Source organism: Rhodohalobacter sp. SW132 (assembly GCF_003390325.1).
Classification (GTDB): Bacteria; Bacteroidota; Rhodothermia; order Balneolales; family Balneolaceae; genus SW132.
In genome coordinates this window covers 59407-75921 of sequence record NZ_QUOK01000010.1, presented here as the reverse complement: position 1 = coordinate 75921, position 16515 = coordinate 59407, and the positions used below count along the sequence as shown (strand labels likewise).

The window sequence follows — 16515 nt, the reverse complement described above, 5'->3', positions numbered from 1 at the left end:
TGATTTGATGTATGACATCTTAAGTTTTATCAAAAGTTTATTTCAAGGCCGAACATTACGTGGCGCTGTTCCAGGAAATTTGCCGGGTTCAGATAAGCCGGGCTGTTATTGTCGCGCGGATCCACGTATCTCGGATCGCGTACGTTGGCCGGAACATCGAAGCTTCTGTCGTTTCTCAGCGCAATCAAATCTTCCTGGCTGCTGGGGTAATCGGTTCGATACGCCTGCCCGGTTACCGGGTTGATAATTGCAGCATTGCTGTTGTTCAACAGGTTGGTGATTTCAAGCTTGGCAGTTATCCGCGTATTGCCCACCTCAAACCATTTCAGGAAATTCATATCAAACATAATCCACGGTTCGCCTACTGCAGAAAATCTTTCGCTCGGATCATCGGAGCGCTCATAAATCGGCCTCCAGTCTTCAGCTCCCGTTACCGGGTTTCGCTGATTCCCCCTGAATTCCATCGGCGTATACCGGATTCCGCTGCGATAAGAACCTGAGAGATAGAGCTGCATCTGGTTAAGCGGACTCAACCCAAAGAGCGGGTTGTTCGGACGGTCCCATCGGAAAATCAGGCTGCTTTTAATGTCTATCGGGCGATCCCATGCGAGCGGAGTTTCCACATTATTGCCGATATCCTGTCCGCCGGATATCAGATCGGAAAGCGCATCATTTGAAGTAGAGCTCAATCCTTCTGCTCTTGAGTACGTTGCGTTAATCGAGCCAGACAGAAAATGGCTGTATCGTTTCAGATATGAGGCTTCAAGACCACGAACCCTGGCAAAATCTCCGTTCACCCGGAAGGATCGCTCCGTATCCCGGCCGGTGGCATCTCTTACGATAATTCGCTCGGCGGTGATAAAATCATATTTGTCACTCCAGAATGCCGTGATGTTCAGAGCGTCATTGGAGGTTAGCTGATATCTGAACCCGATTTCATACGAAATATCCACTTCGGGATCGAGATTCGGGTTTCCAAGATCCGACAGGAATGATCGATCCTGGTAAAACGGATCAAGCCCGGCATAGACGTAACTCGGGTGAGGAAGCTTTGATTTGTGTGAATAGTTGAAATACATCACCATATTTTCCCGCACAGGAAACGAGACGTTAATTCTCGGCAAAAGCCTCATTTTAAACCGATTGCCGAAGAAATTATATGTATCGTTTTTATAATCCTCACGAATCGAATTTGGAATCGGGGAGAGCGGATCATCCACAAAATTGTCGACATAAGAGCCGGGGAACCAGTACTCCAGGCGCATTCCAACGTTGGCGATCAGCCCGAGATAACGAATTCGGTCACTCACATAAAATGCACCGCGCGACGGACTCACATTCCAGATATCGGATGAGGCTCCGAGCCGGTTGGTTTCAGAGAACGTATCTTCGTCGATCTGGATCGGGGCGCCTACCCACGGCCGGGTGATATCGATCCACTGGTACTCCATAAATTTGAATTCGGCTCCGAAACGCAGCCGATGCGTTTCATCCAATAAATAGCGGGTGAGGTTGGTTCGTACGGTGTACTCCTCAGCATAGTGATCGTGCCAGAGTGTGGCAATTCCGCCATTGTTTGCAAAACCGGGACCGGGCAATACGTATGAAAAATTATCACCTGCTGGAAACGGTTCAATAGGATATACTACAATGCTTCTGGCATCAAACTCACCATCCACGGCGTCCGGCCGCCAGTTCCGCCCATTGGCATCAGCACGTAAGCGTGTGAAAAGCCGGCTGACCTGAACATCATATAATGTATTCGATGATAAGGCGTGCGTCCATTTCAGATAAGCCAGTTTACTGTCGTGCGCATACGTATTGGCATTATCCAGGTTGTTCTGAAAAAAGAACTGGTGACCCGGACGAATCTGCACATCATCCCCGACAATCTGCAGCATTCGGGTATTCTGGTTGATTGTGAGTGATCGCTGATATGCTCCTTCAAGTCTCATCCCGGGCCGCATCCGGTAGGTAAGCTTAAACATGCCATTCCAGCGGTTATCCTGCCGGGGCGACCAAAAATCGTTATCGATCATTGATGTTTGCACCTGGTCGGCTGTTCGGCGCATAAACTCGTTGGTCATGCTCGCCTGACCGGTCATGAAAAAGTAGAGGTTCCCGGGAATATTAAGCCCGAGAGCCGGTAAAAGATCCGATGTGATCGGCTCGGGACCGCCCAGATTGAATTCGAAAGTATCGGTAAAAAAGTTTGCCGGGTTGTCGGTCATGCTGCCGAAATTATCCCGCATATGGGAGAAATTTCCGGCGTAATCATCTCCGCCATCCTGCGTCTGCACGCTCACAACACCTGATGTTGCATTACCGTGTTCTACATCCATACCGCCGGTGGTAACGTCCACACTGGAGAAAGCGTTAGATCCAAGATCGAGTCCGAACCCTGTTCCTGCGAGCGGATCCTGGGCGGATACTCCATCCACAATATAGCCGGTTTCATTTGCACGGCCGCCGCGAATGTAAAGTCCGGTTGGGTCACGAACCACTCCGGCTGTCATCCCAACCACTTCTTCAACACGGGATATCGGTGCCGCTGCGATCTGCTCCCTGCTGAAAGTTGATCCGGTTGAGGATTGTTCAACATCAAAAATGGGACGTTCCCCCACAACAATCACTTCATCATCTGCGGAGATTGCCTGCTGGCCCAGCTCCACGTTTAATTCAGTCTCTTCTCCCTCCTCCACACGAATTTCGGTTACCAGCGTGCGCTCGTAGCCTACATACCTGAATTCCAGGTTGTATTCGCCGGGGCGGATGTTGCGGATCTGGTATTCACCGTCGAAATTGGTTACGGCACCAAAGTTGGTGCCCCTCACAAGGATATTCACTCCAAACAGTGGTTCGCCGGTGTCACGGTCTATAACCGTACCGGCAATGGTTCCGGATTGTGCATAGCCGGCTGATCCAAAAATAAAGAGTAGAGAAAATAATAGTAGCGTTTGTCGCATAACTAAATGTTTATCATTGCTGAAATCCTAAGATATCGATAACCAGTTGTTGTAAAAGTAAATCAACTTCACTACACGGTGCCGGTGCATTTTCATCCTCTTCGTTTATCTGGCTTGAAGGCTGGCAATCTGAATTATCCTCATTTGTAAACTCATCGAAATCAATGCCGAAGTAAATCAGATTTTGCTCCGGATTTGTAGCAGAAATTAGTTTTGATCCATCATAATCTTTCGTCGTAGGAGGAAACCCGCCCCGAACCCGAAATGGCGCTTCGTACAGTGGAACCGTTTCATCAAATGGAACAATTGGATGTTCTGCTGTTCTGATCCTTCTAAATCTTAAAAGAGGTGCGTCTTCAGTTCCATCAGAAGCCTGCATTTCTGCACCAGAATTTATAATGAATGATGACTCCCCGACAGGAACAGGCTCGACCCGTTCAAAAGGCAAAAATTGAAGCAGAACATTTTGATCAGATACAAATTTGGAAGGAATATTAACAAACATTGTCCCGCCCTGATCAAAGAAATCCAGTGTCATCTCCAGGGCATAGCCAATATTCCGGTCCAGATTATCAGAAATCCAGTAGATATGGTCCCATTGAGCAAGCATCAGGTTTGTGGTTGGAGACGCAAGAGACCGGTCGGGCAGTGCCTGTGTGAACGGAACACGACGACCGCCTGTAGGCGTACCATCAGAAATATCAATGTAATCTATCTGCGAGATTCCCACTTCAGCAAGTAGATTAGCATGTAAATCAAATCGATCTCCACTGCTTGATCCCTGATAATCATTCAAAAACAAAATATTCGAGGTTTGTCTTTTCACATGCCACTCATAAGATACTGTCTCACTTACGGCAGCAGCATTATCAATTGAGCGAATAAAAAATTCATTTTCTCCGTTCAAATGAACCGTATCAAAGTTAAAATTTGATTCAATGGCTGATCTCCCTAACAGAATCGATGCTGTTGCAGGATCTGCCGTGTCGTCAATTTGAATAGTAACAAGGTTTAATCCAAGGCCGATATCTTTCCATGCTCCCTCTGAGGTAGTATCGTTCAGAGCAATTTCAATTCGGTTCAGATTGGCATCGCCATCCGGATCAGATGCCGTAAAGCCAAAACTGGCAATTCGGTAGGTGGTATCCGGCGGGGTTTCAAAATTATTAAACTCAATTTGCGGCGGAGAATTTGTAATCGGGAAGATAACCGTTGGAGGCTCCGGGTCTCGTGCTCCTTCGTTATCAATGGCGCGAACGGTAAACTCAACGTCTGCGTCTTCATCTCCCTCTTCGATTGGCAAAATAAAAGTACTGTCACTGCTTGTGGTATATACCCACTCTTCTTCTCCGGCTGTGGTTACATCACCAATAAAAAATTCATATCCCACAACATAGCCGTCGGGATCGTCACCCCACCAGGAGATATTTACCTGGCTGACCAGCCGTTCTCCTTCGGGCAGATTAATTTCGTTAACGGTCAATGACGTAGTAGGCGGAATATTTTCATTTAATTGCCCGTCAAGTCCTGAATCGCAGGCCGTCATTGCCAAAATGGCTAAAAGAGTAAAAATTGCAGCGTATTTGTACATCACACCTTGTCTGAGGAATAAAAAAGAGAGTGCCTTTCAGCACTCTCCCTGTTTCAATAGAAACGTCGTTATTTAATAAGCATCATCTTCCGTACGGATACGAAATCACCGGCTTCCAGTCGGTAAATATATGTACCGCTGGCAAATCGGCTCATGTCAAAATCAACTGTGTAGGTGCCCGGTGACTGTACTGAATTAACCAGGCTCGCTACGCGTCGTCCAAGAATATCATACACTACAAGCTGAACATCAGCACGTTCTGCGAGTGAATAATTGATTTTTGTAGACGGGTTGAAGGGGTTTGGATAGTTTTGATCCAGTGCAAATTCATATGGATTTACATCCAGTTCGTTTGATACAGCGCCGCCAAAGTCCGCATCTGACCGGGCGATCAACTGAAGCGCTCCATTGAACCCGCTTACAATTGCTGTGAGGGTTACTTCTCCATCAGGAATTTCCTGGCCGATATAATTCGCCTCGCCAAAATTGGTTCGGAAGTTAACCGCGTCTTCAGCTGTAATATTTCCGCCGATGATATCATAGTCAGAGCCACCCGAGAACGTATCCCCTGCATCGAGGAAGGTAACGCCGTCAATTTGTACCAGCATAGATTCGTGCTGGCTCAGGTCTACTTCATGCAGATCAAGCTCTAGAGGCATCACATCCCGTGTTTCTTCAGAATCACCCGGGTTTTGTACAGGAGCATACTGGACAATACCGTTAAAAGCACCTAAGGTACCAGCCAGGCCGCTCATTACATCACCAATACCATAAGATGATGTAATCACACCATTGGGGTCATCAATAAGGATACCGCCGCTGTCATCCATGAGGTACTTTTGGTTCCGGCTGCTTCTGGCATAAACCACTACAGCCTCACCGGTGTACATATATGTAGTGCCATCCCGCGGGCTATTACGCAGATCGAATAGGTTTGCAACTTCAGTAACAACCAAATTAACTTCGTAGGTTCGAGAGTTTTCAGGGCTGTCAGTCAGATCATCAGATACAGCATATGCGCGTACGGTTGTGAGATCTGTAATCTGAAGGGGAGTGGAGTAAACAGATGATTCATCATCCGGCTCGCTGCCGTCGAGAGTGTAATAGATTGTCGCATCTTCAGTAGCTGAAGACAGTTCTACAGTAACCTGATTGATGTACGTTCCGCCACCCGGTTGAAATACAACAGGAGAAGTCTGTGTTCCGCTCTCTACGAAGAAAGAACCCGATTCAGTCGCTGAAGTAGACACACCTTCTGGCGTGGAAACTGTTGCCGTAATTTGGAAATCAACTGTCGAAAATTCCGACTGCTCATCAAATGTGAACGTATAGGTATCTCCGCCAGCGGCATCCATGGATGCGGTTACCATCTCCCCCTCATCCTCGGTGTAGCTGTAAGACATGTACTCTATCTCAACACTTTCGAGCGTGTAATCATCCTCAGGAAGCAGCACATCCAGACTTACTGTTACTTCGGTATCGCTGAAAGCCTGATCCGGAGAAACTGTAAAATCCTGGAGAATGGGAGCAAACCCAAGAACTACAAAGTCGTTTGGCCAATCTTGCGGAGTCAATCGATCATTTGGATCATCACCATCATTTTGCCAAATAACACCATCATCCCATGGTGCAATTTTGAATGTCGATTGGGCTGCCGACTCATCAAAATTACCTGGATCAAAAGTGTTTACAACAACAAAGCCCGAAATATCAACTATGGAACCCGGTGCTGGTGGTACAAAAGGACCGTCTAAATCATCGGCAAGCCTTCTGTAATTATACCCTAAACCTTCACCTGATTCCGGGTCGTAAGCATATCCAACTCCACGGTCATTACGGAATCGCAAAGATGTATCATTTGACGTAATGATTGTGTTTCCATCTGTAAGAATGAACCATGGCCTTCCGGTATCATCAATGATCCGATCGATCACTTCAAGTCCTTCAAACTTCACGTATCGATTGATATAATTTGAATAATTATCAGCTCTCCATCGATGTGCGCCTTCCTGTTCTGAAAGTTCATTCAGCTCTGTTAAACTCAAAACAACAGGCTCTACCAGACCGGATAGATCTTCAAATTCTGAATCGCTTACGCTCCCGATCAGTTCAACATCAGTAGCGTTAAACTGTGATACATTTCCAAAAAATGTTAATTCACCGGTCACAGAGATTACATCTCCCCTGAAAAGTCCTTCCAAAGTTTCACGCTGCGCTCCTGCAACTACAATTTGTATGGACATTCCCTCTTCCCCCTCTGCAACTGCATTTACATCGGTTACGAATACGTGAATTCGTCCCGGAACACCTGCATCTGTAATGGATGCAAGACCCGAGTTTTTTGGGTGGGATATAATCACCGCGTCAAATGTTACTTCTTCCCCAACCAGTGGATGGTCGGGCAGGTCAGCCTGGCTCTGCAGGTCGAAACTGTATTCATGTAAATCACGCACCATTACCTCTTGCTGTGCATACAGAAGATCTGCCGCCGCAAACGAGAGCATAATGAGCACGATACCAAATTTGTAAAGTTGTTTCATATTGCTGGTTTTTTGTTTAATTGTTGTAATTGAAAAAACACACTATTTAATAATTGCGAACCTGCCCCGCTGCACTTCCCCGGAGTCACGATCCTGAACGGTGAAGAGATAAAGGCCGGTTGCAAGGTTCTGATTCGCTTCACTCAGCAGATCCCAGGCGTGTTCTCCTCCTGACATCACCCTGTTGCTGCTGCTCAGTTCACGGAACCAGCGGGTATCCCCCTGGTAGGTATCAGATTCGTGGTTTAACTCGGCTACAATTTCGCCTGCAAGCGTATAAATTCGAATGTCAGCCCGGCTTGGCAGGTTAAAAAAGTGAAGCTTCCGGCTAAGAGAGGTTCCCCCGTCCCATGCTGCGTTTACCCGATATGGGTTGGGATAAACGCCAACCTTGTTTTCAGAAGAACTACTTGAAAAATTTTCATTTACGGCTGTACCCGGAAACACACGTACTGCATTGGCATTGATACTGGTTTCCAGCGGCGGAGTTCGCTCATCCCCCCTGTCAAAAGCGGTAACGGACAGCAAATACTGCCACCCGCTCAGCATACCCGGCAGATCAAACCGGTAACGATATTCTACAGGATCATCAGGAAAAGTGACGGGCTGATCCAGTCTTACCTCTTCAAAACCGGTGTTGAACCCGCGGCCATCTCCGGGTACATCCCATTCACGGAGCATTTGCGCGTTCGTTGAAATGGTTCCTCTCAGATCATCCCCAATCTGTGTTCTGTAGAGGCGATACCCGGCAAAATCTTCCTCGCCGGTTACAGGATCAACTGAAAACTCTGCCCGGTCATCCCAGTAAATACTTGTGATTCCTGCATCCAGCTCCACCCGCATGTTTGGTGTGTCAGGCGGCTCAGGAACCAGGAATCGGGTCCGTTCACCATCTTCATCCACCTGCCCGTCGAACAGGCGATAAGCCCACCCGATATTCTCCGTCAGATTTTCCCTGGATTGAGGGTTATCAATGTCATCTGCGCTTCCCTGGTTTCCCGGAATGATATTCTGAAACTGGCTAGGCATCACAGCGGCCACAAAAGCGACATAAAATGTGATGGTCTCTCCGGGTTCTACTTCCGGTACAGGCCCCAGCGTATTCAGCTGAATAAAGTTACCGTCTGCACTTGCGCCATCTTCGCGAAGAGTTTGCCGGTATTGTTCCAAAGGCCAGGTTGTCGACATTCTATTGTATCGCTCTAAATCACCATTTGGACGTGATAAATCCCCGGTTCCTGCACCAAAAAGCCAAAAATCAGGACTCACGGTTGGAACAGGCAATCCGGCTGCCTCTACTTCATCAGCCCGGCGGGGATGAAATTCCACACCCCTGTATTCGGAGCCGAGAATTACGGTTGCTGCATGAGTATTGATCCTTGGCTGATCGAACGAACCCCGGTCAAACGCATAAAGTGCGTACTGATCATCCAGCCAGCCCATGCCGCCTTTATTAAAAAATGCAGACCCGGTTTCGGTTGTGGTGTTGATATTTCGTACCACCATATCGGAATAGATGGAAAAGTAGAAGTTATTCCAGGTAGATGAGCCGTTATTTGTAATCTCGTACTTTACAATCGAGAGCGCTTCAGTGAAACCAAAATTCCAGTTGTAGCTTTCAAAGTTTATATCAGCAAAAAGCGGGTTTTCATGCCCTGAGATCGGCTGTCCGCTAACGGTAGTGTTACGGTCGGTAAACTGCGTAATTAAATCCTGGTGGCTGACCGCAATGGGAGAAAAGTCTGGTGAATCGGTAAGAGTGGATAGCTGATTAAACACTGTACCGTCATTGGTAAACTCAAAACCGGCGGCACCCGTGCTATACCCTGCCGGGTTGGTAACGGCTGATGTGGATACACGTGTCTGCCCGTCAACTATCGCACCCAGCCAAATTCCCGCCTCAAAAAGATGCTCGGTACCCGAATCTCTCGGATATGCCATACTCGGCAGACCGATCGGCTGGTTACGTACATTGGGCCGGCCAATCGTACCTACGTTCGTGTACGATATGCCCAGATTACTTACTTCGACAGCGGTTCGTTCAAAAATGAATTGAGCTTTAGAATCGGCAGCCGTGAATAAAAGAAAAGTCGTGAAAACAACGAGAGATAATCCGTATCGGATATATGCCATATAGTGCAATATTGTGATTAATTACGGGCGCTAAGGTTACGAAAAATTATGCTTAATTTCCTCATTACCCATCCTGATTTTACATTACCGTAATACTACAGAACCCGTTTCATAAGTGTCTTGTAGAGATGAAGAAGAGTTTCCTGCCGTGCTCCAAAGTAGTATAACGTAAAGACAATCATGAAGATAAACTGCAATCTGTACACACCTTCCTGTTCATATTTTCGGGAGGATGTGGTGACCGGCTCTTTAATAATTTTAAAATCGGTTTTCTGTCTGATCCGCCTCACAATCTCCTGATCCTCCATAACGATGAGGCCCTCATCAAACCCGCCAATTTTCTCAAAGAGCGGCCGTTCAATAAATAACGACTGATCCCCAAAACGGAATAACGTACTTTTAAACCGGGTGAACCAGGAATAGAACCTCAGCGCCGGATGGTTCCCGGTAAACCGGAGGCGGAAACAGCCCGCTTTTGAACGTACCGAAAGAGCGTGACGGATAAGCTGGTCGTATCGGGCCGGGGGCAAGGTATCGGCGTGAAGGAAATAAAGAATGTCGCCGCTTGCGGCACGGGCTCCTGCATTCATTTGTGCAGCGCGACCACGGACCGGCGAACCGATCACCTTGGCACCTGCAGCCGCGGCTGTCTTTACTGTCAAGTCACTGCTGCCGCCATCCACAACAATAATTTCGTGAAGAGGGGTTGATGACCGAACCCGGAGTTCACGAATCAACCCGCCAATCATTTCCTCTTCATTTAATACGGGAATAACAACCGAAATCTTCATCTGGTCCATGAATCTCGAGTGAACTTATTTGGTTCTGCAGGAATTTATCATGGTCATCCGATTCGCGGAACCACTACGGCACAAAGGTTAATGAATTTAGATAGTTGAATTGAAAAAACTTCGTGAATTCTTCGTGTTTTCGTGCCCTCGTGGTTATAAAATGATTCCATATTCCGGGTAAAACACTCTTTTTATTCATTGAATCCCGAGTGAACTTCTTTTCAGATCATCCACCGTATCGATATCATTCAAAGTTTCCAGCACATCATAGGACATTTTGAATGCTTCAAACTTCTCCAGCGTCTGCTGAAATACATGACTCGTGCTCCAATCCACTCCGCGAAAGAGACCGGGTTCAAATGATGTGAGCCCCAGCAGATAATATCCCCCATCTTCGGATGGCCCGATAGCCGCATCGCGGTTTTCAAGCGCCTGATATGCCCTTTCAAGATGTCCGGCCGTGAGCTCCGCGCAATCACTGCCAATAATTACAATTTTTTGGTATCCCTGTTCAAACCCCTGGCGAAATGCTTCCGACATTCGTTCCCCAAGATTGTCGCCCTTCTGTAATTTTTTCAGAAATTGCTCTTCGCTCCATGCATCCCGGCGGTCAATTTTTGAACTGTACCACACCTGCCTGTCGGCATCAGCAGCAGATGCAACTTCCCGGGTATAGCGCAGGAGTTGTTTGTAGATCTGCAGGGCATTCAGACTGCCCACATCCCGGGCGAGGCGTGTTTTTACTTCACCGGCAACCGGGTTTTTCACAAAAATAAGCAGGAGCTTTGAGTGCATAGCCAACAATCCGGGTATCTTCGATAAATGTCAACCTGAAATCATGGTAGAGGTGTCTATAAATATTACTTCTTCCGAAAACCTTGTCAGCAACTAAAATGATCTTGTTAACCACAGTTCGGTTTTTATTTTTTTCAAATCATTCGGGATGAAGTCTCTCCTAAAGAGGTTGTGAAAAAATACGATTACAAATTCGGGTTAATTAAAATTTTAAAACAAAAAGATTTATTACGAAGCTCCCCTCTCTGACAAGTCCCGCCAGGGCGCGTTAGAGAGGGGCCGGGGGTGAGTAAGAAGGGCTTGGAGTACAGAAAATGTAAACTATCCTAACAATTTTTGTCATCATATTTTTTGAAACCAATTTTCTCACAGCCTCTAACGAGGGAAAATTTCCCCCACAGGAAAAGGAGGACTTTCATATTCATCATTTAACAATCGAAATCAAGTCTTGAGTTTCAGATTGTTTTGTTCTCCTAAATTAAAAAAGCCCCGATTCCGGGGCTTTTACTGGTATTTTTTTCAAATGTATTGTGCAGTTGTGTTTTCATGAATTGATATATAAACCCGGCACATTGATCAATATGCCGGGTTTAGCTGAAAACAGACTGAGTTATACTCTAATCGAGCTTCTAATCTAATTAGAATACCCTGGATTTTGGGGCATATCACCGTCTCTATTGAGCCGGATTTCAGATACCGGGATTGGAAATAAGAGGTTTTCATCTCTGATACCTTCAACACGCGAACCTTCAGGTGCTCCATAATTGAGATGTACCCGATCTACTAATGTCTTGGTTCTCATTAATTCCATGCGGCGATTTTCTTCGGCAAGTAATTCTCTTGCGCGTTCATCAAGGATAAAATCCAGATCGATATCACCGGCTGAAACCGTAGGTGCATTTGCTCTGTCTCTCAATATATTGATAGTGGCAGCTGCACCACCGGGGTTATTTTGCATCAACTGCGCTTCAGCTTTAAGCAGGTATGTTTCTCCCAGGCGCATCAATATGAAATCCTTCCACATACCCCAGCCAAATGTATCGCGTGGGTCGAAATGTTTCCATTTCATGGTATAAGGCGTTAGGATAAACAAAGTGTCGGGCCCTTCATATGGCACAGGTTCGCCGAACAGTTCATGATTTGGATCGTTATATGTATGCCGTCTCAGGATGTTGTGTTCTGAGTTCCGCATGTCATCATCATCATAAAGGTCATACAATACCCAGTTATTCAGACGTAATCTTGCAATACCACGCCCTCCCAAATCTTCGGCAGGAATCAAGCCATTGCGGCTATGATAGGATCCTTGCCAAACTCTTCGTTGCTGCGGAGCACCAGTACTTCCTCCCCGAACATCAGATGGGTTTTCCATCTCCAGAACCCAGATTGCCTCTGTATTGCCTTGCGAACGGCGCATATTACCTTTCCAGAACATGTCAGAAAATGGGTCGCCAGGCTGATCAACTTTCACTCCATATCTTGTGTCAACTAACGAGATATTTGGGTTATTAATAACCCGATCTGCTTGTGCTTCAGCTTCTTCATATTTACCTGTTCGAAGGTATGATTTGGCCAACAACTGGCTAGCAGCTGCATTGCTAACTCTCTGCTCATGTTCGGTTTGACCTAAATCAGGTAAATTTTCAACGGCAAATAGCAAATCTTCTTCTATCAGGGCATTTACTTCTGCCAAATCAGCCCTAACAAAATCAAACTTAGGCTCGGTAATGGGTTCGGTAACAATCGGCACCCCGCCAAAGAGAGTGGCCAATTCTTCATAGGCTTTTGCCCTGAAGAAACGAGCTTCCGCATTATATTCAGCCAGAAGTTGTTCTGTCATCCCTTCGATAGCCATACCATTATTTTCGATATTGTTGATGACATTATTGGCATTTTCTATGATGTCATATTCCCAATTCCACATCCACGAAGCGGCATAATTATCCGATGTGAGATTGTCATATCTGTAAAAAGGAATCTCAACACCTTGCGCCTGTATGGGCCAGGCAACGTCGGTTCCTACATTCCACAAGGCGGGCCATCCCTGCTGGTCTGCTTTAGAGTAAAAATTACTGGTTGCTTCATACATCAGTATGAGGCCTGCCCTTAGGCTTTCTCTATCGGTTATATCGGTGGAGTACTGGTCTTCAACCGTTTCAGTTAAAAAATTATCGCTGCAAGAAGAGGCGAACATCATCAGTAAAACTGAAACTACTGCAAAATATCTTAATTGGCGTTTCATAGTCATAAATTTTTTGAGTTATAGAGAAATATTCAATCCGAAAGAAAGAGTACGTACTAATGGATAGTTATCTGTCCAATCACCTGATCCCCTGGGTGCCTGATTACTTTCCGGATCCCAGCCTTGCCAATCGGTAAAGGTGTAGAGATTTCTGCCGGCAAAATATACAGTCATGTTTTGGATGCCGTATCTTTGCAGAAGAGATTGTGGAATGTTATAACTCAAGCGCACATCTTTAATCCTTAGGTAGCTGGCATCTTTGGGATGCCCGTATCCTTTGTTGTTTTGGTAGGCAATCAACGATGGCCATTCATTGCTTGCATTTTCAGATGTCCAGTACCCCATGTCAGCAGGTATATTTCGTCGTCCCACCTCATCGGTATAGTAGATATCAGAGTTATTTCTAAGTATCCCCTGAGCTGTCTCTAAAAATAGATTTAGTGTAAAGTTTCTGTAGTGAAATGTATTTGTTAATCCACCAGTCCAGCTAGGCAGACTGCTTCCCAGTATTCTGCGGTCATTTTCTGAATCTATCTGGCCATCTCCATCTAAATCAGCAAACTTAATGTCACCGGGGCGTGCAGTTGGATCATGATTTAAGTGTTCATTCGCAGCTATTTCATCTTCCTGCCAGATGCCAATTTTTTCATAATCATAAACCACACCCAACGAATTCCCGATAAACCACCGGTTATCAATATCATCTTCATCATTTCCATAGAGTGCCAATATTTCATTCTTATACGTTGAAAAAATAAAAGTTGACTCCCATCTGAAATTACCCGTATTAATATTTTCGGTATTCAGCGTTACGTCAATTCCCTGATTCCCCACCTCTCCAATATTGTCTAAAATAGAGCCAGAACCGGTGGTGTTAGGAATGTTTCTGGATAAAATCAGATTTGTGGTTTTGCTATCATAAACTTCAACGGAACCTGTAATCCGGTTCCTGAAAAAACCGAAGTCCACCCCGAGATTAGCTGTTGTGGTAGATTCCCATTTTAGATTTGGATTCCCCATTCCAGCAATATATGTACCAACTTGTGGCGATCCGCCAAATGGGTATAAAATTGTACCGGCCGTACTTTGTGTACCATAAACACCAATAGCAGGGTTTCCTGTTGTCCCGTAAGAGAAACGCAGCTTTATTTCATCCACATCATCAAATTCTTCCATAAAGCTCTCATTGGCAATATTCCAGCCCAGGGCTACCGAAGGGAAAAAGCCATATTTACTGGTATTGGATCCAAAGACAGAAGCACCATCTCTGCGGGCTGTAAATGAAAACAAGTACCGGCTGTCATAACTGTAGTTTAGCCTGCCCATTTGAGAAAGCCACGTTTGCTCGTATTTAGATGAACCGCCGGAGATATTATCCGCAGAGCCTATCTGATGGTAGAGCAAAGCATCACTAAAAAAGCCCACGCCAGTTATGGATGTATTCTGATATATTTCCTTCTCAGCACTGTATAACATTGTAACATCAAAGCTGTGTGCATCAATTTCATGATTATAGGAAAGGATGTTCTCCAAAACCCAGCGATCTCTTTGAGAGTTATATTTATAAGCAGTTCCATTATTATCATTCGCTAAACGCCCGGAGTACGTGGCGTTGTACCGGGGGTTGCGATAATATGAGGCATTTACCCTGTACTGTAAACCTTCCAGCCAAGGCTCTACGACGGCGAATGCCGTACCTGAGAGGTTTCTTACATGGTCTACACGTTCAGTGGTCAATCCCAGCATTGGATTTACAAACAACTGCTCTGGGGACATTGGATATATGATATATTCCCCACTTTCGTTGGTTGGCACCGAATATGGGCTCATAGCCGTTGCAAACAGGAAGTTAGCGCGGCCACCATCGTATTGATTGTTGGCATACGTTGCATTAAAACCTGTCCTCAGCCAATCGGTTACCGTCAAATCCAGGTTGGCCCTGAGGTTAAACCGGTTATACTGATACCCTTCAATAATCCCTTTTTGATCAAGATACCCACCCGAGACAAAATACCTGGCATTTTCAGTGCCACCGGAAAGGCTTATATTATGCTCTGTTACGAGTCCTCTGCGTGTTACCGTGTCTAACCAGTCATTTGTCCTGCCTGCATTATAGTTTTCAATTTCAGCAGTGTTAGGTAATACATCGGTTTGCTCCAGCCCTCTTTGCTCCATATAATCAGCATACTTTTGCACATAGGCTTCAGGCCCCATCGGCTCTAATACGTTTGAAAAATCTTCAAATCCCTGGGATACGTTATAGTTAATCACAGGCTTTCCAACATTACCCTGCTTGGTTGTAATCAGAACCACCCCGTTAGATCCGCGATTACCATAAATGGCAGTAGCAGATGCATCCTTTAAGATTTCAATTGATTCTATATCACTGGTATTAATGTCATTTAGGCTTCCGTAGAAAGGAGTTCCATCAACAACAATAAATGCGCTGTTGTCTGCAGTTATGGAATTAAGACCTCTCACCTGCACATTGCCAACAGATCCGGGCACTGAAGATCTTGTCGTAATGTTTAAACCTGCAGTTGTTCCCTGCAATGCCTGAGTGACATTCGTAACGGGTAAATTTTCTAAACGCTCTCTTGGCACTGAAGACACAGCACCAGTAACATCCGACCTCCTCTGGGTTCCATAACCTATCACAATAAGTTCATCACCCTCAAATGTTTGATTCGTTAACTCTACATCAACTACCTCTCTTCCATCAATTGCTACTTCCTGCCTCTCAAAGCCAAGAAATGAAAATACTAAGGTATCCTGAAGTGAAGGAACTTCAAGCTCAAAATATCCATCCAAATTTGTTGAAGTTCCCACACCAGGGCTACTCTTCACAAAAATATTAACTCCGGGTAATGCCTCACCGGTTCCTTCCTCCGTTACCGTACCAGAAACTTCAGTCTGTGCATGTGCCATACCAAACAGAAATAGCACTAAAACAGACGCATAAATAAACTTGAAAAGTACCTTCTGTATCATAAATTGCTCCTCAAATAGATATAAATTAGATTTTCAAAATTTGAAATAGTTTGCAAAGCTCTCCGATATGAAGCGATTTCTTTGTTCGACACATATTATGTTATCGATAACATTTTTAATCATAAATGCTTGTAATAATTAGCTTTAAACCAATTATTCATAAAAAGCTGCTTATCGGTTTCAGTTAACTAACTGAATTTACAAAGCACCCAGGCGTATTTTCCGGGGATGTAAATAACTTGTCAACGCCTAAGAGAGAGTGTCGATCAGATTCTACTCAATTTTTATTTTATTACTTTCGATCTGAAAAAATTCATACCAATTTTAAGACTCAGTCTACAAATTTCACATAGTTTTTGATGCACTCATTGAATGAAAGCGGTATGGTTCTACAGCCCCAGAGGTTCGGGGACGTTGTAAAACAAAGATCATGGTTTTGTGATTTATATGAGAATCCTGTGAAAAT

At 45.3% G+C, this 16515-nt stretch carries 8 protein-coding genes; all 8 read right to left on the bottom strand.

Going from position 1 to position 16515, the window contains the following annotated elements:
• Positions 1-29: 29 nt before the first annotated feature.
• Positions 30-2966, bottom strand: coding sequence for a TonB-dependent receptor (locus tag DYD21_RS16615; RefSeq protein ID WP_116038130.1), 2937 nt, complete (start codon positions 2964-2966; stop codon positions 30-32).
• Between the two features lie 13 nt (positions 2967-2979).
• Positions 2980-4560 (bottom strand): hypothetical protein, encoded by a 1581-nt coding sequence (locus DYD21_RS16610; protein ID WP_147303626.1) that lies wholly within the window; start codon positions 4558-4560, stop codon positions 2980-2982.
• 65 nt (positions 4561-4625) lie between these two features.
• Positions 4626-7097 (bottom strand): chitobiase/beta-hexosaminidase C-terminal domain-containing protein, encoded by a 2472-nt coding sequence (locus DYD21_RS16605; RefSeq protein WP_116038128.1) that lies wholly within the window; start codon positions 7095-7097, stop codon positions 4626-4628.
• A 42-nt stretch (positions 7098-7139) separates the two neighbouring features.
• The gene (locus DYD21_RS16600; protein ID WP_116038127.1) at positions 7140-9230 is read right to left on the bottom strand and encodes a hypothetical protein; all 2091 of its coding nucleotides are present in this window, start codon (positions 9228-9230) and stop codon (positions 7140-7142) included.
• A gap of 95 nt (positions 9231-9325) precedes the next feature.
• Entirely contained in the window at positions 9326-10030 is a 705-nt protein-coding gene (locus DYD21_RS16595; RefSeq protein ID WP_233505572.1) for a TIGR04283 family arsenosugar biosynthesis glycosyltransferase, read from the bottom strand.
• Positions 10031-10216: 186 nt separating this feature from the next.
• On the bottom strand, positions 10217-10816 hold the full coding sequence (locus DYD21_RS16590) for a TIGR04282 family arsenosugar biosynthesis glycosyltransferase (RefSeq protein ID WP_116038126.1): 600 nt from the start codon (positions 10814-10816) through the stop codon (positions 10217-10219).
• 634 nt (positions 10817-11450) lie between these two features.
• Positions 11451-13058 carry a RagB/SusD family nutrient uptake outer membrane protein gene (locus tag DYD21_RS16585; protein WP_116038125.1) on the bottom strand — a complete coding sequence of 536 codons (1608 nt, stop codon included), beginning with the start codon at positions 13056-13058 and terminating at the stop codon, positions 11451-11453.
• An 18-nt stretch (positions 13059-13076) separates the two neighbouring features.
• On the bottom strand, positions 13077-16049 hold the full coding sequence (locus DYD21_RS16580; RefSeq protein ID WP_199535575.1) for a TonB-dependent receptor: 2973 nt from the start codon (positions 16047-16049) through the stop codon (positions 13077-13079).
• Between the last annotated feature and the right edge of the window lie 466 nt (positions 16050-16515).

Excerpts from the sequence above, each read along its gene's own strand:
- DYD21_RS16590 (WP_116038126.1), bottom strand. The coding sequence starts at position 10,816 with ATGCACTCAAAGCTCCTGCTTATTTTTGTGAAAAACCCGGTTGCCGGT.
- DYD21_RS16605 (WP_116038128.1), bottom strand. The coding sequence starts at position 7,097 with ATGAAACAACTTTACAAATTTGGTATCGTGCTCATTATGCTCTCGTTT.
- DYD21_RS16580 (WP_199535575.1), bottom strand. The coding sequence starts at position 16,049 with ATGATACAGAAGGTACTTTTCAAGTTTATTTATGCGTCTGTTTTAGTG.
- DYD21_RS16585 (WP_116038125.1), bottom strand. The coding sequence starts at position 13,058 with ATGAAACGCCAATTAAGATATTTTGCAGTAGTTTCAGTTTTACTGATG.
- DYD21_RS16615 (WP_116038130.1), bottom strand. The coding sequence starts at position 2,966 with ATGCGACAAACGCTACTATTATTTTCTCTACTCTTTATTTTTGGATCA.
- DYD21_RS16600 (WP_116038127.1), bottom strand. The coding sequence starts at position 9,230 with ATGGCATATATCCGATACGGATTATCTCTCGTTGTTTTCACGACTTTT.
- DYD21_RS16595 (WP_233505572.1), bottom strand. The coding sequence starts at position 10,030 with ATGGACCAGATGAAGATTTCGGTTGTTATTCCCGTATTAAATGAAGAG.